Genomic DNA, 22,427 nt, shown 5'->3' on the forward strand with positions numbered 1-22,427 from the left:
CGCTGTCCGCGATGGAGCGTTGCAGCGACGGTGCCGCCGTGCCCGGGGCGATGCGGTGGGGAGCGACGGCGCGGCCGTCGCGTCAGAGCAGCCGGTCGCCGCCGCCGGCGTTGCGGTCGCGACGCGAGGCCAGGCGATCGGCCAGCCGGGTCGGCTCGGGCAGGCGGTAGCCGGCGAGGAAGCGCTCGCTCAACGTCACCGCCGATGCCAGCGAGACCTTGTGGCCGGGCGAGACGATCAGCGGATTGCAGCGGCGCTTGCTGCGCAGCGCATGACCGACGACCTCGCCGCGATGGACGATGGCGCTGCGGTCGCCCGGCATGTCGCCCACCGGTTCGAACCGTCCTGCCAGCAGCGTCTTGGCCACGCCCAGCGCGGGCAATCCGGTGGCGACACCGAAATGCGCGGCGATGCCGAGCCGGCGCGGATGGGCGATGCCCTGGCCGTCGACCATCACCAGGTCCGGCCTGCGTTCGAGCATGTCCAGCGCCAACAGCAGCGCGGGCAGTTCGCGGAAGCTGAGCAGGCCGGGCACGTAGGGCATCGAAGTCGGCAGCCGGGCGACATGCGATGCCAGCGGCTGCAGGCTGACGGCATCGAGCAGCACGACCGCGGCGCGGGTGGTGTCGCCGTCGTCCTCGAAACCGACGTCGAAGCCGGCCACGGTGCGCAGCGGTTCGACGAATCCATCCTCGAGCAGGACGCGCGAGGCGAGTTCGGCCTGCAGCAGGCGCGCGCCGGGAATGCTGCCATCCCACCCTGGGAACGGGTCGCCGATGGAGGTGGCGATGGAGCGGGCTTGGCTGGACATGCGGCCGATTATCCGCCGTGGCGGTGAACGGGCGGCGAGGGCGCGGCGTGTCGTCGGGACAGTGCGGGACAGCCGGTCCGCCGGGCGGAACGCCGGCGCTTGCCGCTACAATCGGGACCCGTTTCGCCCCCATCCCGGAGACCGACACAGTGACCCGCAAGCTTGTCCTGCTGCGCCACGGCCAGAGCCAGTGGAACCTCGAGAACCGTTTCACCGGCTGGGTCGACGTCGACCTGACCGAGCAGGGCCGCGCCGAGGCCGCCGCCGGTGGCCGCCAGATGCGCGAGGACGGCCTGCGCTTCGATGTCGCCTTCACCTCCACGCTCAAGCGCGCGATCCGCACGCTGAACCTGGCGCTGGGCGAGCTGGACCAGGACTGGCTGCCGGTGCACAAGAGCTGGCGCCTCAACGAGCGCCACTACGGCGCGCTGCAGGGCCTGGACAAGGCCGAGACGGCGGCCAAGCACGGCGAGGACCAGGTCAAGATCTGGCGCCGCTCCTACGACATCCCGCCGCCGCCGATGCCGCTTGACGATGCCGGCCACCCGGCCAACGACCCGCGCTACGCCGGCCTGGACCGCAACGCGCTGCCGTCGACCGAGTCGCTGGCGACCACGCTGGACCGCGTGCTGCCTTACTGGCACGACGCGATCGCCCCGCAGCTGAAGGCCGGCAAGACCGTGCTGGTCGCCGCCCACGGCAACTCGCTGCGCGCGCTGTACAAGTACCTCAACAACGTGTCGCAGGAAGAGATCCTCGAGCTCAACATCCCGACCGGCATCCCGCTGCTGTTCGAACTGGACGACGAGCTCAACGTGATCTCGCACCGCTACCTGGGCGACCCGGAGGCGGCCAGGCGCGCCGCCGAGGCGGTGGCCAACCAGGGCAAGGCGAAGTAAGCCGGCGATCGGATTGCTCCGACCATCGCCCGCGTGCCGGTCCGGCCGGCACGCGGTGCGGCCCGGTTGCCGCGTCGCCGCCTCGCGCCGTGGCCGAGGGAAGCGGCAAGGCCGGTCGCACATCGTAGCGGCGACGGCCCGCGTGCCCGGTCGTGCGGCCGATGCTCGAGCACGCCATGACGCGGGCGTGCTGATTCCGCCGGCTACATGAATGCGACAGCGTTGCCGCATGGAACGCGGCTGCCGGGACGAGCGGCATGGCATGATCGTTCCGGGCCGTCGGGGGGCGGCCGGGAGTGCATGTGTGGCGATCAAGACGATTCCCGTCGAGGATCTGGTGGCCGGCGCCTACGTCGTCCGCCTGCATGGTCCCTGGCTGCACCATCCGTTCTGGCGGACGCGGTTCATCGTCGACGACGACGATGTCGCCACATTGAAGGCCAGCCCGGTGCGGCAGGTCGACATCGACGCGGACCTGGGGGCGGTGATCGCACCTGCGTCGGCCGGCACGCCGCCGGTCCCTTCGCCGACGGCGGCCACGGAAGCGGAACCGGCGTCGCTGCCGGGACGATCCGCCGCAGGTCTGGAGCCAGGCACCAGCGACACCGCACCGTCCAGTTTCGCCGACGAACTGGCCAGGGCCCGGGTGATCTGCCGCGAAGGCTACGACGTGGTGGCGGCGATGTTCGGCGAGGCGCGGATGGGGCGCACCCTCGCACTGGCTCCACTGCAGCGGCTCGCCTCGCGGATCGAAGGCTCGGTGTCCCGCAATCCGACCGCCCTGGTCAGCCTGGCGCGGCTCAAGACCGCGGACAGCTACACCTATCTGCACAGCGTGGCGGTCGCCGGCCTGATGGTCGCGGTCGCGCGCGAACTGCGCCTGCCCGCTGCCGAGCAGGAGAGGGCGGCCCTGGCCGGCCTGCTGCACGACGTGGGCAAGGCGCTGGTGCCGCTGGAGATCCTCAACAAGCCGGGCAAGCTGCTGGATGCCGAGTTCGACCTCATGCGCGGTCATCCCGCGCACGGCGAGCGGCTGCTGCGCGACGCCGGGATCGACGATCCCGACGTGCTCGACGTGGTGCGGCACCACCATGAGCGCATCGATGGCGCGGGCTATCCGGACCGGCTGGCGGACGCGGGCCTGTCGTTGCTGACGCGGGCCAGCGCGGTCTGCGACGTGTACGACGCGATCACCTCCAACCGGCCGTACAAGGCCGGCTGGGATCCGGCCGAGTCGCTGCGCAGGATGGCGTCCTGGGAAGGGCACTTCGATCCCGACGTGCTGAAGGCACTGGTACGGGTGCTCGGCATCTTTCCGGTGGGCTCGCTGGTCAGGCTGGAGTCCGGGCATCTGGCGGTTGTCACCGCGCCCGGCGCGCATCCGCTCGCCCCGCCTCACGTGCGCGTCTTCTATTCGACCAGGTCGCGACAGCAGGTGCTGCGGCGGGATCTGGACCTGGCCACGGGCGCGGACCGCATCGTCGGCATCGAATCCCCGCAGCGCTGGGGATTCCGCGATCTCGAGAAGCTCTGGCTGCCGTAGAGCGGTCGCCAGAGGGGCGCACGATCCGTCATCGCACCGGTGGCCCCGACGTCTTGAAAAACGGCCGCGGGAGACGGCCGGCCGGCGCCCGATGTCGACCTCGGACACATTCCTGAACGCGATGCCGCTGTGCCGCCGATGCGGACTGTGGTAAAAAATGAGAGGCATTCGCATTCGCGACTGATCATCTCAATCCCATCCCGAGGCTCACCGTTCCATGTCCGCGCCCGCCGCCCGCCCGCTGTCCGTCCCGTCGCATTCACGGGTCATCCTGCGTCACCTGCCGGGCGTGCTCGCCTCGGCGATCGGCCTGGCGCTTGCCGCGCCGGCCCTGGCGGCCACCCAGTCCGCGGACGGCAACGCGTCGACCACCGATCTGGACGCCATCCTGGTGGTGGCCCAGCGCGCCGAGCGCGTCAGCAACGGCGCGACCAACCTCGACCTGGCGATCAAGGACACGCCGCAGTCGATCAGCGTGGTCGGCAGCGAGCAGATGCGCCAGTTCGGCGCCGACAGCCTCAACGACGCGCTGCGCCTGGCGACCGGCATCCAGGTCGAGGAGTGGGAGACCAACCGCACCAACTTCACCGCGCGTGGCTTCGACATCGCCAATACCCAGATCGATGGCGTGGGCCTGCCCAACGGCTGGGGTATCGTCACCGGCGCGCAGGACACGTTCGGTTACGAGAAGCTGGAGGTGATCCGTGGCGCCAACGGCCTGCTGACCGGTGTGGGCAACGCCGCCGGCACCATCAACTACGTGCGCAAGCGTCCTACCAACGATGCCCAGGGCATGTTCGGGCTGAGTCACGGGTCATGGAACACCACGCGTGCGGAGGTCGACTATTCCACGCCGTTCACCGCTGATGGCACCTGGGCCGGGCGCATCGTCGCTGCCCATGAAGAGGGGGATTCCTATCTTCGCGGAAAGGATGACCGCCGCGACTTCCTCTATGGCGTCGTCGACGGTCAGATCGGTGAGAGCGGCACCCTGACCGTCGGCTACTCGTGGCAGGACGCCAGGACCAACGGCAACATGTGGGGTGCGCTCGGTTTCATGTACAGCGATGGCACCCAGGCCGAGTGGAGCCGTAGTGCGTCCACGACGCAGGACTGGACGTACTGGGATACCACCAGCAGGGCCGGTTTCCTGGAGTACACCCATCAACTTGGTGCGGACTGGTCGATGAAGGTCGCGTACAACCACCGCGACGTCCGTAACGATGACAAGCTGTTCTATGCAACCGATCTCCTCGGCAACGGGTTGGAGCCCGGGACCAATCTCGGGCTCCACGGGTATCCGTGGGGCGGGCACGACAAGCTCACCGCCGACCTCTGGTCGGCCACGGTCAATGGTCACTTCCAGATGCTCGGACGGGACCAGGAAGTGATGCTGGGGGTGAGCTGGTCCGAAAGCGAAAACACCAGCTCGCAGTTCGCGGAGGCGATGTGTGGAGATGGTGTCTGCGGCTATCTACCGATGCCGGGATTCCCGTGGGCCGGCGACGTGGTGCCCGAGCCGGTTTGGGGCGCAAGCTCGGTCTACGGCACGCTCGACGAGCGGCTGAGACGGGCCTACGGCGCGACCCGCCTGGCATTCACGAACCGTCTCAAGGCCGTGGTCGGCTTCAATTACGCGGAGTACCACCGGGAAGGAGTCAACTACGGTGTTTCGTTCAACCAGACCGAGAGCCAGACCAGTCCCTATGCCGGCGTGACCTTCGATTTCACCGACGGCGTGCTCGGCTACGTGAGCTACTCCGACATCTACCAGCCGCAAAGCCAGGCGGATGCAGAGGGCCGCTATCTCGACCCGACCAAGGGGTCGAACTACGAGGTCGGCGTCAAGGCCGAATGGCTCGATCGCCGCCTGCTGACGACGGTGGCGGTGTTCCGGGCCGAGCAGGACGGACTGGCGACGGGCGCCGGCTACAACGCGCAGGGGCAGTACTACTACGAGGGCGTCGACGTGGAGTCGAAGGGGATCGAGTTCGAGGCGACCGGCAAGGTCAACGAAAATCTCGATCTCGTGGTGGGCTACACCGCGTTGAAGCTGACAGGCCAGGATGGCGACGATACCTACCGCTGGGTTCCCCGGCGCACGGCCAATGTGCTGGTCAGCGCCCGTCTGCCTCAGTACAGAGCGATCTCCTACGGCGTCGGCGCGCGCTGGCAGAGCGACATTTCAAACGTGGAAAGCAACGGGTTCACCGTGCGTCAGGACAGCTACGCGGTCGTCAACGGCTTCATCGCATGGGATTTCGTGCCCAATGCCACGCTGCGCTTGAACGCCAACAACATCGGCGATGAGAAGTACATCAACACGCTGCGCTACAGCGGCTACTACGGTGCGCCTGCCAACTACACGCTCAGTCTGAACTGGCGCTTCTGAGTTGCCCTGACTCTTTGCCTACCGACACAGCCGCCGCCATGTCCAGAGCATCCGCCGTTTCCGTTCCCGTCCGCGCTCCCTGCCTTGCACCACGCCTGCGGCTCGCCGCGCGCGTGGGGGCCGCCATCGTCGGCGGCTACGCCTTCAGCTGGGGCTTCATCGCCGCCGGTGCGGCACTGCTGTTCAAGGCCGGCATGGATTTCCACGATGCCGAGTTCCTGTCCAGCGCGCTGGGGCTGATCGCGTTCCTGCTGGTGTTCCTGTGGACCTTCGCCGCCCGTCGCGTGTGGCTGGCCTGGGTGCTGCTGGCGGGCGGCGGCGCGTTGCTGGCGGCGGTCGCCTCGCTGGTCCAGGCGAGCATCGTCTGACATGGCCGGCCATTCCCACAACGTCGCGGGCCAGAGCTTCCGCCAGGCGATGGCCTGGCTGCACACCTGGTTCGGCCTGGTCCTTGGCTTCGTGCTGATGGCCGCGTTCTTCTTCGGTGCGCTGTCGGTGTTCGATCGCGAGTTCGACCGCTGGGCGATCCCGTCCACGCGCTTCGAGCCGCAGCCGATGCCGTCCTACGAGCGGATCCTGCGGCCGGCCTTCGAGCGGATGCAGCCGACCCGGCAGGCGGTCGATGCGATGCGCCCGCGCGTCGAGGGCGAGATGCCCGCGCGTTTCGACACCGTCGGCAGCTGGAGCGCCTACACCACGCACCGCGACCCGGTGCTGGCGTTGTTCGCCGGCTATCAGGTGCCCAATGCGAAGGACCCGGACGAACTGATCTGGGCCGACGCTACGATCGATCCGCGCGATGGCACGCCGCTGCCGGACGACAGCCTCAAGGTCGGCAGCGGCTTCTTCTACCCGATGCACTACAGCCTGACCCTGGACTGGAAGAACCTGGGCATCTGGATCGTCGGCCTGTCGGCGCTGGTGATGCTGGCTGCGCTGGTCAGCGGCGTGGTGATGCACCGCAAGCTCTTCCGCGAGATCTTCACCTTCCGCCCTGGCAAGGGCGGGCTGCGCAGCGTGCTCGATCTGCACAACCTGACCGGCGTGGTCGCGCTGCCGTTCCACTTCTTCTTCGCGTTCACCGGCCTGCTGATCTTCTCGGCGGCCTACTTCTTCCCGGTGGGCCATACCCAGCTGCACGACCTGCACGATCTGCACACCGAGGTGGAGGCGCGCGAGCTGGGACTGCCGCACAAGCGCGCGGGCGTGCCGGCCGGCCTGGCCGATGTCGACGCGATGGTGGCCGATGCGCAGCGGCGCTGGGAGGCGCGCGGCATGGCCGGCGATGTCGGCTTTCTGGTGTTGCAGCATGTCGGCGATGCCAACGGCTACGTCAGCGTCTATCGCGCCGGCACCGACCGCATCGCGCTGGTCGGGCAGGGCATCCACTACAAGGCCTCCAGTGGCGAGCTGATCCGCGAGGATCCGGTCGCCACGCCGGTCGGCAAGGTGGCCGAATTCCTGACCGGCCTGCACCTGCAGCACTTCCGTCACTGGCTGCTGCGCTGGCTGTACGTGCTCGGCGGCCTGCTCGGCGCGGTCTGCATCGCCACCGGGTTCGTGTTCTTCGTCGAGAAGCGCAAGCGCCAGCATGCGAAGCAGGGCAGCCAGGGCGCCCGCATCGTCGATGCGCTGGCGGTGACCACGGTGACCGGCATGGTCCTGGCGGCGCTGGGCATCCTGGTCGCCAACCGGCTGCTGCCGCTCGACCTGCCTGCGCGCGGCGACTGGGAGCGCTACGCGTTCTGGGCCGTGTGGGCGCTGGCGCTGGTGCATGCGGGCCTGCGCAGCGCGCCGGTCGCGCGCGGCCTGTCCAATCCGGCCTGGCGCGAGCAGTGCTGGGCGATCGTGGCGCTGGCGCTGGCCGCGGTCGCGCTGAACTGGATCACCACCGGCGACCATCTGCTGCGCACCATCGGTGCGGGTTACTGGCCCGTGGCCGGCGTCGACCTGGCGCTGCTGGCGACTGCGACGGTCGCGGGGGCGACGGCGACCGCGCTGCGGCGCCGTGCCACGGCGGCCCGGAACGCGCCGGTCGCGACGCGGCGCGGGGAGACCGCGCATGCATGACGGTGCGTACGCGGGATGGCTGCTGGCGGCCGCGCTGCTGACGAGCGTGGCCGGCATGGGCTGGCTGGCGCTGGCGATGCAGGTGCACGGCCGCCAGGTGTGGGGGCAGCCGGCGTCGGTGGGGGATGCACGCCTGCTGCGGCTGCTGGGCGCCAGTGCGCTGGCCACCGCGCTGCTGCTGTGCCTGCTGGTCGATCACGCGACCATGGCGGTGCTGGTCTGGGTGATGAGCCTGGCCGCTGCGGCCGTGCTGGTGGCCTTCACCTTGGCCTGGCGTGCGCACTGGCTCGGCGCGCTGGCGCCTTGGGTACGCGCACGGGCTGGCCGGGCCGGATAAGCCGGTGCTGCGGCGCGGCCGGCTGCCGGCGTGACGCGTGCCGCGAATCCGGCGTCGCCGTCGACAGTCGACGCCGTCGCAGGGAAGGGCGGGGGTAGACTCGGCCCCGCCGGCCTTCCCCGGCACCCGAGCCGCCGTGGTCCAGCGATGTGCCCGCGGCCCTGCAACGCCGGAGCGATCCGGCCTTCGAAGGATCGAACCATGCATGGGAATCCGGCAATCCGCGTGACGCGTGTCCTGGCCCTGGCGGCCGCCCTGGTCGTGCTGTTCCCGCTGGCCGCGGCCGAGCCTCCGCTGGAAGAAGAGCGCGTGCACCCCGGCGAGGTCACGTTCGAGCAGGGCGCGCCCTGGTACCAGGACGGTCCCAACCGCGTGCCGTTGCAGATGCGCGTCGAAGCCGGACAGACCGTCTATTACCGGCTGGTGCGCTACGACCCCGAGCATGGCTACCTGCGCGACGACACGGGCTTCGCCGGCGTCGATGCCGGCAGCCGCGGCGCCCGCCCGTCGGCGAGCGGTCCGGGCATCTACTACGGCAACGGGCTGTATGGTCCGGATCCGTTCCGCAGCCCCTACAACCGCGACGCGCGCCAGCGTTACGTCGGTCCCGGGTACATCGGCGCCTGCGACTGGCGCGGATGCAGGGAAATGCATCTCTATCCGTCGTACTACGGCGGGTGGCGCTGACCGGCCGCGCATGCCGGTGGATCCGAACACGCCTCTGCTTCGCTGATCGGCAGCCGGCCGTCGGACGGGCGCCTTCCCGCGCCCGCGGCGGTCGCATGGTGTAGATTCGCGGTGCCGGTCCCGACGCGATGCGTCGGCCACGTACCGGCATCCCATCACGAAAGGAGATCGTGCCATGGCTGTGCAGACCGACAACGACGTCATCACCCTCACCATCCGCCGTTCCAGCCTGCGGGTCCTGTGCCTGCTGGGCGCGCTGCTGTTCGTCTGGAGCGAGCGCGCCGCGTTCGCCGACATGGCCGACGGCTTCTACACCGGCTACGAGCAGGCCAACGCGGCGCATCGCTGACCGGGTCCGTGCGGCGTGCGGCGGCCTGCCGCACGCCGGCGGACGACAGTGGGGGACCGGCCGGCGCTCATCGACGTGACGGGCGCGGCCACGCTCCGGCGTCCGGTGCATCGGCCATGACCTGCACACGCCGGGGAGCCGGAGCAGGAGCGACGGGTCCATCGGCATGGCCGCCCGCCCGGCGCGGCGGAAGCGGGCCCGCGCGAACGGCGCGTCGACGGATCACGCCACGCCCGGCGTTCTACAATCGCCGCAGGTCCCGACCCGCAAGGTCCCTGTGACGCCATTCACCCTGTTCCAGCGCGTCTCCCGCGCGCCGACCAACCCGAAAGCGGAGCCCGCCCCACGCACCTTCGATGTGGCCGACCTCTACGAGGGGCCGGTGCAGGCCGGTGACGCCTCCGACGCCGCGGCGCTGCCGCTGGACGAGAAGCTGCGCCAGGCCTACTTCTGGATCGTCAACAACGCGATCATCAGTCCGCATTACGACATCGAGTACCACGACGGCCCGTCGGCCTCGTTCGCGGTCGGCGACACGCGCCGGCAGCTGACCCTGCCATCGGCGCAGAGTTACTCCAGCTACGTGCTGCTGCCGCTGCTGACCTTCGCCACGCGGCGCAAATGCCTGTTCATCGGTGGTCCCGGCCGCGGCAAGACCGCCAGCGCGATCCTGATGGGCGTGCTGGCCGGCTACCCGGTCCGCGACGTGCGCCGGGCGATGCAGCACGGCCATCCGCAGATGACCATCGCCGACCTGCTCGGCAATCCGCTGCCGGCCGATCTGGTCAACGCGCAGGACATGGACAGCATCCGCATCGCCTGGCGCAAGTGGCTGGGTATGCGGGTCAAGATCATCGACGAATACAACCGCATCCCGACCCGCACCCAGAGCGCGCTGCTGACAGTGATGGGCGACAACTACGCCGAGGTGCTCAACCAGGTCTACGAATGCCCGGACGCGGCCTGGTACCTGACCGCCAACGACGACCGGGGCGGCGGCACCTATCAGGTGATCGAGGCGCTGCGCGACCGCATCGACGTGGTCGTGCAGGCGCTGGCCTTCAATCCGCGCTTCCTCGAGGAGATGCTGCTGCGGATCGAGCAGGACGTGCGCCCGGAGGAACTGGTACCGCGCGAGATCATCTTCAGCCAGGACGAGGCCGACGCGCTGCAGCGGCAGATCCGCGCGGTCGAGGTGCCGCAGGACGTGCGCCGCCGGATCGAGTTCTTCTGCAGCCAGTTCGAGCTGATGGAGACCGCAGGCGCGCAGTTCGAATACCTGACCAAGGACACCGCGCGCCTGGCCGGCACCGACTGGGCGCTGCTGACCGCCGCCGACACCGGCCGCGACCGGATCAAGGACCTGGGCTGCCAGACCCGCAACGGCCTGTCGGTGCGCAACCTGATGACGCTGCTGGTGTTTGCCAAGGCGATGGCCTACTTCCGTGGCAACGCCGCTGTGTCGCTGGACGATGTGCGCCAGGTGCTGCCGTTCGTGCTCAACGACAAGCTGCAGCCCGATCTGGACGCGCCGTTCTTCGCGCTGCCCGAGAACGCCGCCTACCGCAGCGACCGCCTGAGCTGGCTGCGCTGGCTGCTGGATGCCTCCAATGCCGAGTACGACCGGCTGGACCTGGACCGCAACGATCCGGTCGGCGTGCTGTCGGCCGAGTTCGCGCGCGGGCTGGAAGGCGTGAGCGAACGCGAGACGCGGGCGCGGCTGGTCCGGATCGAGCGGCTGATCGAGGAGCGGGCGAAGAGCCGCAAGCTGTACGGCCATCTGTACGACGACCTGCTCAAGCTCAAGTACCTGCACCAGCGCTACACCAATTACCTGCACTGGCAGCAGGCGCGCTGAGATGGTGTCGGCGGTACTCGCGGAACTGCTGGCGGCACGCCGGCCGGTGCTGAACCAGCACGTGGCCCAGGCGCGTCGACGCTGGCCGTCGCTGGATACGGCCGCGTTCTCGGCCTTCGTCGCGCAGACGCTGGATCCGTTGTGCGTGGCCGTCGCGCGGGTCGATCCTGCCGCCGTGCAGCCGGTCGGCGAGCTGGCGTTCGAACTCGGCCTGGACCTGGTCGGGCAGGGGCTGGCCGGCCCGGCGGCGCGCCTGCCGTGGGTCGACCAGGCCTGGCAGCGGCTGGCGCCGGCCGCGGCAGCGCTGCTGGTGCAGGCGCCGCGCGAGACGCTGGGGGCGATCAGCAATGCCGTCCTGCGTCTTGCCGACGTGTCCGGCGCGCGTGTCGATGCGTGGATCGACGCGATGGCGGCGCTGGCGCCAGGCTGCCGCTCGGTCGCGCAGTTCCGTGCGGTCGGCGCGTTGTGCGCGTGGCGTGCCGGCATGGCCCAGCTGCGCCGCCCTGCGCTGGAGCAGGGTGATCGGCTGCCGGCTGCACTGGCCGTGGCCGCACTGGGCGGCGAAGGCGACGACTGGGGCATGCTGCGCGGCCGGTTCGAGGCCGACCGCTGGTGGCATCCCGGCATGACCGGTGCCGATCGCCGTGGCTGGACCGTCGGCGGTTTCACCGGTCTGGGCGGGCCGTTCGCGGTGCCGCCGCGGCTGCGTGCCGTCGCCGACGGGTTCGTGGCCGAAAGCGCCGGCCGCTGTTTCCTGCTGATGGCCGACGCCTTCGGCGCGGTGGTGCTGCCGGCCAGCGCCGAGGAGTTCGCTGCCGGCAGCGAGACGCCGGCGGAGGTGCCGGCCGGGGCAGCCGCGCTGCGCAGGGCGGACGGATCCGATGACGCTGGGCCCGCTGCTGCCGCTGCTGCCGCTGCGGTCGACTTCGCACCGCGCGGAAGCGTGCGCGCGGTGGCCGGAGGCGCCGGCGTCGCACTGTGCTCACCGCTCTCGCACCACGTGCGGCTGCTGCCGGGAATGCCGTGAGCGAAGAGGCCGTTTCCACGCTGATGGACGCATGGCGTGCGGCGTGGCCGCAGGCGCTGGCCGCGTGGAGCCGGTTCACCCGGCTGCAGGATCCGCGGTTGTGCGCGACCCGGGTCGAAGCGGCCGGAGAGGGCCTGAGCGGCAGCTTCGCGATGATCCGCCTGGTCGACCAGCGGGTGGTGATCGACCTGGCCGAGGTGACGCGCTTCGGGCTGCACGACCACGCGGTGGAGATCCTCGCCCACGAGATCGGCCACCACGTGCTGGCGCCGGCCACTGCCAGCGATCATGCCAGTCTGCTGGCGCGGATCCGGCGTGCGCTGCCGACGCTGGAAGCGCATGCGCCGATGGTCGCCAATCTCTATACCGACCTGTTGATCAACGACCGCCTGCAGCGCCAGTGCGGGCTGCGCATGGCGGAGATCTACCAGCGGCTCGCCGCCCATGCCGGGCCGTCCACGCCGGGCGCATCGCCGGTGTGGACCCTGTACATGGGCATCTACGAACAGCTCTGGCAGCAGGCAGCCGGAACGCTGGGCGGCCCTGTCGACGACGCGGAACTGCGCGGCGACGCCTGGCTCGGCGCGCGGGTGATCCGGGTCTATGCCGGCGAGTGGATGGACGGGGCGGGACGCTTCGCCGCATTGCTGCTGCCGCGCCTGCTGGAACAGGCCGGCGACGCGCGCGTGGACGCGCTGATGGACACCCGCCAGGCCGGGCAGGGCAGCCAGCCGGCCGGCCTGGACCGGCTGGAAGAAGACGAGCTGGCGCCGGTGCCGCATCCGTCGATGGATCCCCGCATCACCGGCGAGGCCGCCGACGTCGACCAGGCGGTGGTGCAAGGCGACGATGCGCCCGCGCGCGACGGCCAGCCGGGTGCGCAGGCGCGCGAGCCGTTCGAGTATGGCGAGATCCTGCGCGCCGCAGGGCTGGATCTGGACGACCATCAACTGGCGGTGCGCTACTACCGCGAGCGGGCGCTGCCGCATCTGGTGCGGTATCCGGTGCGCCCGCAGCCGCAGGCGCTGGAGCCCCAGATCGAAGGACTCGAGCCATGGGAACCCGGCGATCCGCTGGACGCGGTGGACTGGCTGCAGAGCGTGCTGCAGTCGCCGCGGGTGGTGCCCGGGCTGACGACCGTGCAGCGCGTGTACGGGCTGGCGCCGGGCCGCGAACCGGACGACGAGCCCATCGACCTGGACCTGTACGTGGACAGCTCGGGCTCGATGCCCGACCCGCAGCAGCGCACCTCGTGGCTGGCCTTGGCCGGTGCGGTCATCGCGCTGTCGGCGCTGCGCGTGGGCGCGCGCGTGCAGGCCACGCTGTGGAGCGGCAAGCACCAGTACCTGCACACCGACGGCTTCGTGCGCTCCGAAGACGAGGTGCTGAAGGTGCTGACCGGCTACTTCGGCGGCGCCACCGCCTTCCCGATCCACCGCCTGCGCGAGACCTACGCGCAGCGTCCGCCGCAGGCGCGTGCGGTGCACATCCTGCACCTGTCCGACGATGGCATCACCACGATGTTCGACGACGACGAGCGCGGGACCAGCGGCTGGGACGTGGCCGCCGGCGCGCTCGCTGCCGCACGCGGCGGCGGCACGATGGCGTTGAACCTCTACAGCCCGCTGCCGGACACGCTCGCCGACCGGTCGGCTGCCGGCTGGACAGCGGATCTGCTGCGCGCGCGCGATGCGGGCTGGGACATGCACGTGGTGCGTGACATGCCGGAGCTGCTCGGGTTCGCCCAGGCGTTCAGCCGTCGCCATTACCAGCAGGCGGGCACGGGAACGGGCCGATGATCGTGCTGTGGCGGATCACCACCGTCTGCAACCTTGCATGCGGTTCCTGCGCCTACGACCGGCGCGTCGTGCAGCCGCGCCGGCAGGTGGACGCCGACGAGGTGGAGCGCGTCGCCACGCTGCTGGGCCGCTACCAGGTGACCAGCGGCGAGCCGGTGATGCTGAGCTGGCTGGGCGGCGAACCCCTGCTGTGGCCTGGCGTGCTCGCCCTGTCGCGGCGGTTGCGGCAGCAGCATGGCCTGCGCCTGAGCGTGACCACCAACGGGACCACGCTGCGGCGTGCCGGCATGGTCGAGGCGCTGGCCGAAGCCTTCGACGAGATCACCGTCAGCATCGATGCGCCCGATGCCGTGCATGAACGACTGCGCGGCTGGCCGGGCGGCATGTCGCAGCTGGCAGACGGTATCCGCAGGCTGGCGCGGCTGCGCGATGCCGGCGCCGCACTGACGCTGCGGGCGAACGTGGTGCTGATGCAGGACACCCTGCCGTCGTTCGAGGCACTGTGTGCCTGCCTGGCCGACTGGGGCGTGGAGCAGATCACCTTCAACCAGCTGGGCGGACGCGACCGCCCGGAATTCCATCGGCAGCAGGCGCTGGCGCCTGCCGATGTCGACCGGCTGCGTGCGGCCATGCCGGCCCTGGTGGCAGCGTTGAAGGCGCGTGGCGTGCGCCTGCATGCCGAGGACGGCTACCTGGCCCGGCTGGAGGCCAGTGCACGCGGTCAGGCACTGGCGGTGCACGACTGCGAGTCGCGTCGTCCGACGCTGTTCATCGACGAGCATGCGCGGATCGCGCCCTGCAGCTTCACCGTCGACGACTTCGGGCTGCCGACCCGTGCGCTGCGCAGCGTGGCCGATGTGGCCGCGCTGCGGTCGCGACTCTCGGCGCGCCGACGTGCCGCACCCTCAGCGGTCTGCGGCGATTGCCCGTCCACCCAGGTGTTTTCCAAGTTCGGGGCATGCGCATGAACACCGGTCCCTCGCTCGATGCGTTGCTGCGGCGGCTGCTGGACACGCCGCCCGACTTCCTCGACCCGCCACGGCAGAACGGCGGCGGCCAGGTCCACGTCGCCGCCGTGGTCAACGATGTGCTGGCCGGCCACGGCGCGCAGCCCACGCCTGCGCTGCTGTCGACGCTGGGCGGCGAGCTGCGCGGCGTGTCCACGCAGCAGCTGACGCTGTCGGCGGTCACTGCCTGGCTGCTGGCGGACGAGGCGTGGCGGCACTGGCCGCTGCCCGGCGATGCGCTGTTGGCATTGTTCGCCGATGCGGTGCCCGCGCTGGCTGCCGAGGCGCCGGCCAGCCGCTATGTGCTGGAGCCGGAGCGGCGCGAGGAACTGGTGCGCACCACCGTCGCCAGGCTCGGCCTGCAGCCCGATGGCGAAACCGCCGCGCAGGCCGCCGATCGGCTGGCAAGCGTCAGTGGCGTCGAGCGCCGCCGTCTGCTGCAGGCCAGCCGCGCGGCCGAGGCACGGGCGCGGGCGATCCGCGAGGCGCTGGCGCGCAAGGCCGCCGAGGAGTCGGCCGACAAATGGACGCGCGAGTGAACACAGGTCCCGACGCGGAGCCCGACGATGCCGAGCGGTACCCGACGCTGGGCGAGGCCGGCCGGGCGATGCTGCAGCGCATGCGCGAACATCCATGCGCGCCGCTGTTCCGCAATGCCAGCGGCAATCGGCTGCTGGCGGCGGAAGTGGAAGAACTGCGGGCGTACGAGCGCGCCATCGCGGCGGCCCGGTTCGCCTGGTCGCCAGGCTGCCCGCCACCGTGGCTGGATGCGTTCGTCGCGCGCACCGTTGCGCAGGTGCCGCATTACCGCGCACAGGCCGGCGGTGCATCTGCCGACGTCGGGTTCGCTGACATCAGGTTCGCCGACATCGTGCCGGTCGACCGTGGCGACCTCGCCGCCGACATCGCCCGCTTCGTGCCCGACGACGTCGCGCTGGAGCGGATGATCAATTTCAGAACCACCGGCACCACCGGCCACCCGCTGGTGCTGCCGTCGCATCCGCGCGTCGCGGCCCGCTACCTGGCGTTCCACAAGCGCGCGCTGGCGCGGCTGGGCATCGTCCTGCGGCACGGCGCCGGGCAGATGGGGGTGATGCTGCTGGGCATGCAGCAGCGCTGTTTCACCTATGTGTCGGTGACCCCGACGATGGGCGAATCGGGCCTGGCCAAGATCAACCTGCATCCGGCCGACTGGCGCCACCCCGACGACCGCGCGCGCTACATCGACGCGATGGCGCCCGAGGTGATCGCCGGCGACCCGATCTCGTTCGCGACGCTGCTGGAGCTGCCGCTGGCGCATCGGCCGCGCGCGCTGCTGTCGGTGTCGATGGCGCTGTCGCCGGCGCTGCGCGAACGCCTGCAGCAGCGCTTCGGCTGCCCGGTGCTGGACATCTACTCGATGAACGAAGCGGGTCCGCTGGCGGTGTACGACGAGACGCTTGGCGGCCATCTGCTGCTGCAGCCGGGGATGTACGTGGAGATCCTGGATGCTGCCGGGCAGCCGTCGCCGGCGGGGCAGGACGGTGAGATCGTGCTGACCGGCGGCTTCAATTTCTGCCTGCCGCTGCTGCGCTACCGCAGCGGCGACCGCGGCCGGCTGGCGATGACGGACGAAGGGCCGATGATCGTCGGCCTGCAGGGCAGGCGGCCCGTGCGCTACCTGACCGCCACCGGTCAGTGGATCAACAACATCGACCTGAGCCATGCGCTGGCCCGGCTGCCGCTGTCGCGTTACAGCGTGCACCAGCACGCCGATGCCGGTGTCGTGCTGCGCCTTGCGGCCAGCGAAGCCGGCCATGCCGCCGAGGCCGCCGCGTTGCTGCAGGCGGCGCTGCTGGGGCGCCCGGTCGCCGTGGCCGTGCTGGACGCCGAGGACAAGGTGCTGCAGTACACGACCGAACTGGAAGAAGGGCTGGCCGCATGACGGCACTGGAAGTCGCCGCCAACGCGATGGTGAGCCTGTCGATCCTGCTGGCCGCGCGCAACAGCGTGCACACCTGGTGGACCGGCATCATCGGCTGCGCGCTGTTCGCGCGGCTGTTCTGGACGACCCAGCTGTACGCCGACGTCACCCTGCAGCTGTTCTTCATCGCCGCCAGTGCGGTCGGCTGGTGGCACTGGCGCGGCGGCCGCGCCGAGGGCGTGCTGCCGATCCGCCGCACGCCGCTGCGCAGCCTGGGGTGGATGCTGCTGGCCGCGGTGCTCGCAGCGGTCGGCTACGGAGCACTGCTGCATCGTTTCACCGATGCGTATGCGCCCTTCGCCGACTCTGCGGTGCTGTGCCTGTCGGTGCTGGCCCAGCTGCTGCTGATGCGGCGGCGGCTGGAGACCTGGCCGGTGTGGCTGCTGGTCAACAGCATCGCGGTGCCGCTGTACGCCTCGCGCGGGCTGAACCTCACCGCGGTGCTGTACGTGGCCTACTGGATCAACGCGCTGGTCGCGTGGCGGCACTGGCGCCGGTTGATGCGCGACCAGGCCAGAGCGGCATGAGCCGGTTCCGCACCGGCCTGGTGGTGGGCAAGTTCTGCCCATTGCATCGCGGGCACCAGTTCATCCTCGACCAGGCACAGGCCCGCTGTGGGCGGCTGATCGTGATCAGCTACACCCAGCCGGACTTCGTGGGCATGGACGCGGCGCGGCGCGAACGCTGGCTGGCCGCGCTGTATCCGCATGCGCAGCGGCTGGTACTGGACGATGCGCGGCTGGCCGCGCACTGCCGGCGGCTCGGCCTGGCGGTGCGGACCCTGCCGCACAACGACGCCGACGACGACACGCAGCGGCGTTTCGTCGCCTGGCTGCTGCGCGAGGTGCTCGACGCCCGCGTGGATGCGGTGTTCACCAGCGAGGCCTACGGCCCGGGGTTTGCCGAGGTGTTGTCGGAGGAGCAGCAGGCATGCGGCGGTCCAACGGTGGTGCATGTGGAGATCGACCGCGCGCGCCTGCAGGTGCCGGTCTCCGGCTCGCTGCTGCGCGAGGACCTGCATGCCCGGCGCGCACAGCTGGCGCCGCAGGTGTACCGCGACTTCGTCGCCCGCGTTGCCATCCTCGGCGGCGAGTCCACCGGAAAGTCGACGCTAGCCATGCAGCTGGCCGCGCAGCTGCGGACCCGCCACGCTGCCGAGTACGGGCGCGAGCTGTGGGAGGCGCAGGGCGGCGAACTGGCCGAGGCCGACCTGCTGCGCATCGCCCAAACCCAGATCGCCCGCGAGGAATCGCTGGCCGGCAGCGCCAACCGTGTGCTGGTCTGCGACACCTCGCCGCTGACCACGTTGCTGTACGCGCAGGCGATGTTCGGTCGCGCCGATCCGGCGCTGGAAGCGCTGGCCGCCCGCCGCTACGACCTGGTGCTGCTGTGCGCACCGGACGTGCCGTTCGTGCAGGACGGCACCCGGCGCGACGACGCCTTCCGGCAGTGGCAGCATGCCTGGTACCTGCGCGGGCTGGAGGCGCGTGGCATCGTGCCGGTCCACCTGCAGGGCGACTGGGACGCCCGGCGCGTGACGGCGCTGGCGGCGATCGCGGCGTTGCCGTCCACGTGCATCGATGCCGCTGGCCCGGCACCCGCGACGGTGCCGGCTGTCTGAGCAGTGTCGTCGTCCGCCGTGGACCGGCCGGCTGTGGCGGGGGCGCGCCGCGGGCGTTCCTCCCGCAGGCCGGAGCCCATCCCTGCGGGGTGTCCAGTCGGCTCTTCGACCTGTCGCCCATCCGGTGGGGACGCAGCGGATGCCGCGCGGACATGACCGCGGCTGGCCGCCCGACATGGACGCGTTGCGATGTCAGCCGGGCGGATAGCCGGCCAGCGGTTCCCCGTCGATGGCGACGATGCGGTCCAGCCGGATCCGTTCGCCGGAGTCGAGCAACATCCACTCGATGCCGTCCCGCGCGACCAGGTCGATGATGCGTGCGTGGCAGTGGCGTGGCGTCCCGTCATCGCCGATCAGTTCCAGTGCGGCGACACGACCGCGCGTGGCGGCCGCCTCGAGCAGGTCGTGGAACTCGCAGTTGATCGGGCGGTAGGGCGCAGATGCGTCGGGCATGGGATCGCTCCGGAATGCTGCGATCGTGCCGCAGCATCGCACCGGCATCCAGTGCCGGTGGTCTTGAAGACGCACCGCGGCGCCCACTAGCATCGGGCGTCCCGCGCAGGAGTGCCGCCGATGTCGTTCACCGATCCGCTGGCCGTGGCCCGCTACGCGCAGGGCCCGGTGCGTCAGGTGCCGGGCTTCCACGCGCTGCAGCTGATGACCGCACTGCTGCTGGAGGAGCGCGTGCCCGCGACCGGCCAGGTGCTGGTGCTCGGGGCCGGCGGTGGACTGGAGCTGAAGGTGTTCGCCGAACGGCAACCGCAGTGGCGTTTCGTCGGCGTCGATCCTTCCGCGGAGATGCTGGCGCTGGCGACCGCGACGCTGGGCCCGCTGGCGTCGCGGGCCGCACTGCATCACGGCTACGTCGACACGGCGCCGGAGGGGCCGTTCGATGCGGCGACCAGCCTGCTGACCCTGCATTTCGTGCCACGCGAAGGGCGCCTGCAGACGCTGCGTGCGCTGCACGCCCGGTTGAAGCCGGGCGCGCCGCTGGTGGTCGCGCACCACAGCTTTCCCCAGCATGAGCCGGCGAAAACGCGCTGGCTGCGGCGGTATGCCGCGTTTGCCGCCGCCTCGGGCGTGCCCGGCGTGGACGCGGCGAAGGCGATCGAAGCGATCGGCACGCGGTTGCCCGTCGTGGCGCCGGAGGCGGAGGAGGCGCTGCTGCGCGAGGCGGGATTCGACGGCGTGGAGCTGTTCTATGCCGCGTTCTCGTTCCGTGGCTGGATGGCGCATGCCGCGTGACCGGGCGCAACGCATCCCGCCGCTGCGGTGCGCGACGACCACTCAGCGGAGGATCGATGGCACACGTTGAAGGCGATATGGGCCGGGCGCAGCGGATCGCCGCGGAGTTTCAACCGGGCGTCCGGATGCCGGAGGCGATGCGCCGGCTGTGCGATCACCTCGACCGCACGGGCTACCCGATCAGCGGCTGCATGCGGCTGCGGCCGGAGGGCGAGGCACTGAAGCACTGGTTCGGCGCCGGTTCGACCGCCTGGTGCCAGCTGGCCGGGTTCGGTGCCGGCCCGGACGGGTCGACGCTGGCCGCATGGATGCCCGACGGGCAGGACGTGATGGACGCGCCGGTGGTGCTGCTGGGCTCGGAGGGCGAACTGCGGGTGCTGGCCGATGGCTTTCTCGACTTCCTCGCCCTGTTCGGCATCGGCTACGACGATCCGACCCGGCCACCGACCGACCCGGCATCGGCCGCAGGCCTGCGCGACTGGCTGGAGGCCGAATTCGGCATCGTCTGCCCGCCGACCGGCGCGGCCCTGGTCGGTCGCGCGCAGGCCCGCCATCCCGGCTTCGCCGAGTGGGTCGCGGCCGCCCAGGCCCTGCGCGACGGCAACGGCTGAGCGCATCCGGCTCGCGCATTGCGGGCGGCGGGCAAGCGGTAGCACGGTGCGCAGCGGTCGTCCGCCGGCCGGCACGGGGCGCATCCGCGGATACACTTCGCGGCCTCCAATACCGCGATATCCGCAGGGTCGACACGATGTTCCATCACCTGTCCCTGGGCGTGCGCGACCTGCAGGTCGCCGCGACCTTCTACGATGCGGTTCTGGCCGCGATCGGGCAACGGCGGGTGTTCGAGGACGACACCGCGGTCGGGTATGGCCTGGAAGACGACGAAGACCTGCTGTGCCTGAAGCTGCATGGCGATGCCGCCGCGCCGGGTCCTGGATTCCATCTGGCCTTCGCCGCGCCGTCGCGCGCCGCGGTCGACGCCTTCCATCGTGCCGCGCTGGCCGCTGGTGGCCGCGACAACGGCGCGCCCGGACTGCGTCCGGATTACGGGCCGGGCTATTACGCGGCGTTCGTCGTCGATCCGGACGGGCATCGGATCTAGGCCACGTTCAAGGGGCGGGACGCAGACGCATCCGCGCAGTTGCCGGGCGGCTGATCGCGCGGGGTGAACGGGCGGCGGCGCGGGCAGGGCGCCACACACGCCTCCGTCGCGCGCGCGCCCTACAATCGGCGGGACCGTCACCCGGGGCCAGGGATGAAGAAGAGGGCGTTGAAATGGATCGGCATCGCGCTGCTGGCGTTCGCGCTGGCCTCGCTGCTGTCGCTGTACGCCTATGGACGCTTCGCCGAGAGCGCCCGCGGACCGCAGGTGCATGCGCTGCCGCTGGCGCTGCAGACGCCGATCGACCGCGCGATCGCGCCGCTGACCGACGCCCGGCCCGACGAGACCGGCATGGTGATCCTGGGCGACAACATCGATGCGTTCGCGGTGCGCGCGACCACCGCCCGTGCGGCCGGTCGCAGCCTGGACCTGCAGTACTACATCTGGCACGCCGACTTCACCGGCAACCTGATCCACAACGAAGTCCTGCGCGCGGCCGACCGTGGGGTGCGCGTGCGCCTGCTGCTGGACGACATGAACGTGCACGGCAGCCATTCGGTGCTGGCCGCGATGGACCAGCACCCGCTGATCGAGGTGCGCCTGTTCAATCCGACCCGCGCGCGCGAGGGCACCGTCGCACGCGGGATGGAGCTGCTGCTGCGTTTCTTCAGCCTCAACCGGCGCATGCACAACAAGACCTGGATCGCCGACGGGCGCATCGCGGTGGTCGGTGGGCGCAACATCGGCGACGAGTACTTCGACGCCGCCACCGACGTGAACTTCATGGATACCGACGTCGCCGTGGTCGGCCCGGCGGTGGCGCAGGCGGAGGTCATCTTCGACGCGTACTGGAACAGCGCCTCGGCGATCCCGCTGTCGGCCCTGGTGCAGGCCGACGCGGGGGCGCTGGACACGCTGCGCGGCAGCATCGATGCGGGCCTGGCATCCGAGCGCGCGCATCCGTACGTGCAACGGCTGGAGGCGTCGCCGCGCGTGCGCGACCTGCTCGAAGGCCGCCGCCAGGTGCACTGGACCGCCGATGCCGACCTGGTCTCCGATCCGCCGGAAAAGGCCGAGGGCGCCGAGCCCGGGCCCGACTGGATGACGCCGCTGCTGGTCGAGCGGATCTCGCGGGTCGAGCGGGACGTGAAGCTGATCTCCCCGTACTTCGTGCCGGGCACCGATGGCGTGGAGTGGATCGCCGGCATGCGCCGGCGCGGTATCGAGGTGAGCATCCTCACCAACTCGCTGGCGGCCAACGACGTGCTGGCGGTGCATGGCGGATACGCGGGCTACCGGGTGCCGCTGTTGGAGAGCGGGGTGGTGCTGCACGAGCTCAAGCCGCAGGGGCGCACCGACGGCAGCCTGTTCGGCTCCAGCGGCGCCAGCCTGCACACCAAGGCCTTCGTGTTCGATGGCCGGCATGGCTTCATCGGCTCGTTCAACCTCGACCCGCGCTCGATGAACCTCAACACCGAGATGGGGTTGCTGTTCGAATGCCCCGATGCGGCGGCCGAGCTCGAGGCGCTGTACGCGGCCAAGACCTCCGCCAGGATCAGCTACCGGCTGGAGCTGGTCGACGGCGCGTTGCGCTGGCACGACGACGCGCAGGATCCTGCGAAGGTCTGGCGCCACGAACCCGATGCCAGCCTGTGGCAGCGCGGGGCGGCGTGGACGATCGGCTGGCTGCCAATCGAGTCGCAGCTGTAGCGGTGTC

Annotated in this window: 22 protein-coding genes; 20 read left to right on the forward strand and 2 right to left on the reverse strand. The window is 70.8% G+C overall.

The window, feature by feature from the left end:
* Positions 1 to 82 precede the first annotated feature (82 nt).
* On the reverse strand, positions 83 to 811 hold the full coding sequence (gene nfi / locus IB242_RS09925; protein ID WP_192278657.1) for a deoxyribonuclease V: 729 nt from the start codon (positions 809 to 811) through the stop codon (positions 83 to 85).
* A gap of 149 nt (positions 812 to 960) precedes the next feature.
* Here nfi and gpmA point away from each other — a divergent pair, with 149 nt between their 5' ends.
* The 16 genes from gpmA to IB242_RS10005 all read left to right on the forward strand — a co-directional run bounded on the left by gpmA (position 961) and on the right by IB242_RS10005 (position 18,363).
* On the forward strand, positions 961 to 1,710 hold the full coding sequence (gene gpmA, locus IB242_RS09930; protein WP_192278659.1) for a 2,3-diphosphoglycerate-dependent phosphoglycerate mutase: 750 nt from the start codon (positions 961 to 963) through the stop codon (positions 1,708 to 1,710).
* A gap of 304 nt (positions 1,711 to 2,014) precedes the next feature.
* Positions 2,015 to 3,253 carry an HD-GYP domain-containing protein gene (locus IB242_RS09935; protein WP_343237120.1) on the forward strand — a complete coding sequence of 413 codons (1,239 nt, stop codon included), beginning with the start codon at positions 2,015 to 2,017 and terminating at the stop codon, positions 3,251 to 3,253.
* 217 nt (positions 3,254 to 3,470) lie between these two features.
* On the forward strand, positions 3,471 to 5,645 hold the full coding sequence (locus tag IB242_RS09940; RefSeq protein WP_192278663.1) for a TonB-dependent siderophore receptor: 2,175 nt from the start codon (positions 3,471 to 3,473) through the stop codon (positions 5,643 to 5,645).
* A gap of 38 nt (positions 5,646 to 5,683) precedes the next feature.
* Positions 5,684 to 6,013, forward strand: a complete 330-nt coding sequence (locus IB242_RS09945) for an iron uptake protein (protein WP_192278665.1) — start codon at positions 5,684 to 5,686, stop codon at positions 6,011 to 6,013.
* Between the two features lies 1 nt (position 6,014).
* The gene (locus tag IB242_RS09950) at positions 6,015 to 7,715 is read left to right on the forward strand and encodes a PepSY-associated TM helix domain-containing protein (RefSeq protein ID WP_192278667.1); all 1,701 of its coding nucleotides are present in this window, start codon (positions 6,015 to 6,017) and stop codon (positions 7,713 to 7,715) included.
* Positions 7,708 to 8,052: a DUF3325 family protein gene (locus IB242_RS09955; RefSeq protein ID WP_192278668.1), complete on the forward strand. Its 345-nt coding sequence runs from the start codon at positions 7,708 to 7,710 to the stop codon at positions 8,050 to 8,052. The genes IB242_RS09950 and IB242_RS09955 overlap by 8 nt, the downstream gene beginning before the upstream one ends.
* 201 nt (positions 8,053 to 8,253) lie before the next feature.
* Positions 8,254 to 8,739, forward strand: coding sequence for a hypothetical protein (locus IB242_RS09960; protein WP_192278670.1), 486 nt, complete (start codon positions 8,254 to 8,256; stop codon positions 8,737 to 8,739).
* A gap of 175 nt (positions 8,740 to 8,914) precedes the next feature.
* The gene (locus IB242_RS09965; protein WP_192278672.1) at positions 8,915 to 9,088 is read left to right on the forward strand and encodes a hypothetical protein; all 174 of its coding nucleotides are present in this window, start codon (positions 8,915 to 8,917) and stop codon (positions 9,086 to 9,088) included.
* Between the two features lie 277 nt (positions 9,089 to 9,365).
* Entirely contained in the window at positions 9,366 to 10,946 is a 1,581-nt protein-coding gene (locus IB242_RS09970) for a hypothetical protein (protein WP_343237121.1), read from the forward strand.
* 1 nt (position 10,947) lies between these two features.
* Positions 10,948 to 11,973: a hypothetical protein gene (locus IB242_RS09975; RefSeq protein ID WP_192278676.1), complete on the forward strand. Its 1,026-nt coding sequence runs from the start codon at positions 10,948 to 10,950 to the stop codon at positions 11,971 to 11,973.
* Positions 11,970 to 13,772, forward strand: a complete 1,803-nt coding sequence (locus tag IB242_RS09980) for a hypothetical protein (RefSeq protein ID WP_225540377.1) — start codon at positions 11,970 to 11,972, stop codon at positions 13,770 to 13,772. Before IB242_RS09975 ends, IB242_RS09980 begins: the two co-directional genes overlap by 4 nt.
* Positions 13,769 to 14,740: a radical SAM protein gene (locus tag IB242_RS09985; RefSeq protein ID WP_192278678.1), complete on the forward strand. Its 972-nt coding sequence runs from the start codon at positions 13,769 to 13,771 to the stop codon at positions 14,738 to 14,740. The genes IB242_RS09980 and IB242_RS09985 overlap by 4 nt, the downstream gene beginning before the upstream one ends.
* Positions 14,737 to 15,318 (forward strand): hypothetical protein, encoded by a 582-nt coding sequence (locus IB242_RS09990; RefSeq protein WP_225540379.1) that lies wholly within the window; start codon positions 14,737 to 14,739, stop codon positions 15,316 to 15,318. Before IB242_RS09985 ends, IB242_RS09990 begins: the two co-directional genes overlap by 4 nt.
* Positions 15,315 to 16,703: an AMP-binding protein gene (locus IB242_RS20840; protein ID WP_343237122.1), complete on the forward strand. Its 1,389-nt coding sequence runs from the start codon at positions 15,315 to 15,317 to the stop codon at positions 16,701 to 16,703. The genes IB242_RS09990 and IB242_RS20840 overlap by 4 nt, the downstream gene beginning before the upstream one ends.
* Positions 16,700 to 17,269, forward strand: coding sequence for a nicotinamide riboside transporter PnuC (gene pnuC / locus IB242_RS10000; protein WP_192278684.1), 570 nt, complete (start codon positions 16,700 to 16,702; stop codon positions 17,267 to 17,269). Before IB242_RS20840 ends, pnuC begins: the two co-directional genes overlap by 4 nt.
* Positions 17,266 to 18,363, forward strand: coding sequence for an AAA family ATPase (locus IB242_RS10005; RefSeq protein ID WP_192278685.1), 1,098 nt, complete (start codon positions 17,266 to 17,268; stop codon positions 18,361 to 18,363). The genes pnuC and IB242_RS10005 overlap by 4 nt, the downstream gene beginning before the upstream one ends.
* A gap of 192 nt (positions 18,364 to 18,555) precedes the next feature.
* Here IB242_RS10005 and IB242_RS10010 read toward each other — a convergent pair whose 3' ends face one another.
* The gene (locus IB242_RS10010) at positions 18,556 to 18,816 is read right to left on the reverse strand and encodes a hypothetical protein (RefSeq protein WP_192278687.1); all 261 of its coding nucleotides are present in this window, start codon (positions 18,814 to 18,816) and stop codon (positions 18,556 to 18,558) included.
* A 120-nt stretch (positions 18,817 to 18,936) separates the two neighbouring features.
* Between IB242_RS10010 and IB242_RS10015 the strand changes: the two genes are divergently transcribed.
* The 4 genes from IB242_RS10015 to IB242_RS10030 all read left to right on the forward strand — a co-directional run bounded on the left by IB242_RS10015 (position 18,937) and on the right by IB242_RS10030 (position 22,420).
* Positions 18,937 to 19,608, forward strand: a complete 672-nt coding sequence (locus IB242_RS10015) for a class I SAM-dependent methyltransferase (RefSeq protein ID WP_192278689.1) — start codon at positions 18,937 to 18,939, stop codon at positions 19,606 to 19,608.
* Between the two features lie 56 nt (positions 19,609 to 19,664).
* Complete coding sequence (locus IB242_RS10020) at positions 19,665 to 20,219, forward strand: hypothetical protein (protein ID WP_192278690.1); 555 nt, start codon at positions 19,665 to 19,667, stop codon at positions 20,217 to 20,219.
* Between the two features lie 137 nt (positions 20,220 to 20,356).
* Positions 20,357 to 20,710 (forward strand): VOC family protein, encoded by a 354-nt coding sequence (locus tag IB242_RS10025; protein WP_192278692.1) that lies wholly within the window; start codon positions 20,357 to 20,359, stop codon positions 20,708 to 20,710.
* 153 nt (positions 20,711 to 20,863) lie between these two features.
* Positions 20,864 to 22,420, forward strand: coding sequence for a phospholipase D family protein (locus tag IB242_RS10030; protein ID WP_192278694.1), 1,557 nt, complete (start codon positions 20,864 to 20,866; stop codon positions 22,418 to 22,420).
* Positions 22,421 to 22,427: the final 7 nt, after the last annotated feature.

This window comes from Xanthomonas sp. XNM01 (assembly GCF_014851915.1).
Lineage (GTDB): Bacteria > Pseudomonadota > Gammaproteobacteria > Xanthomonadales > Xanthomonadaceae > Pseudoxanthomonas.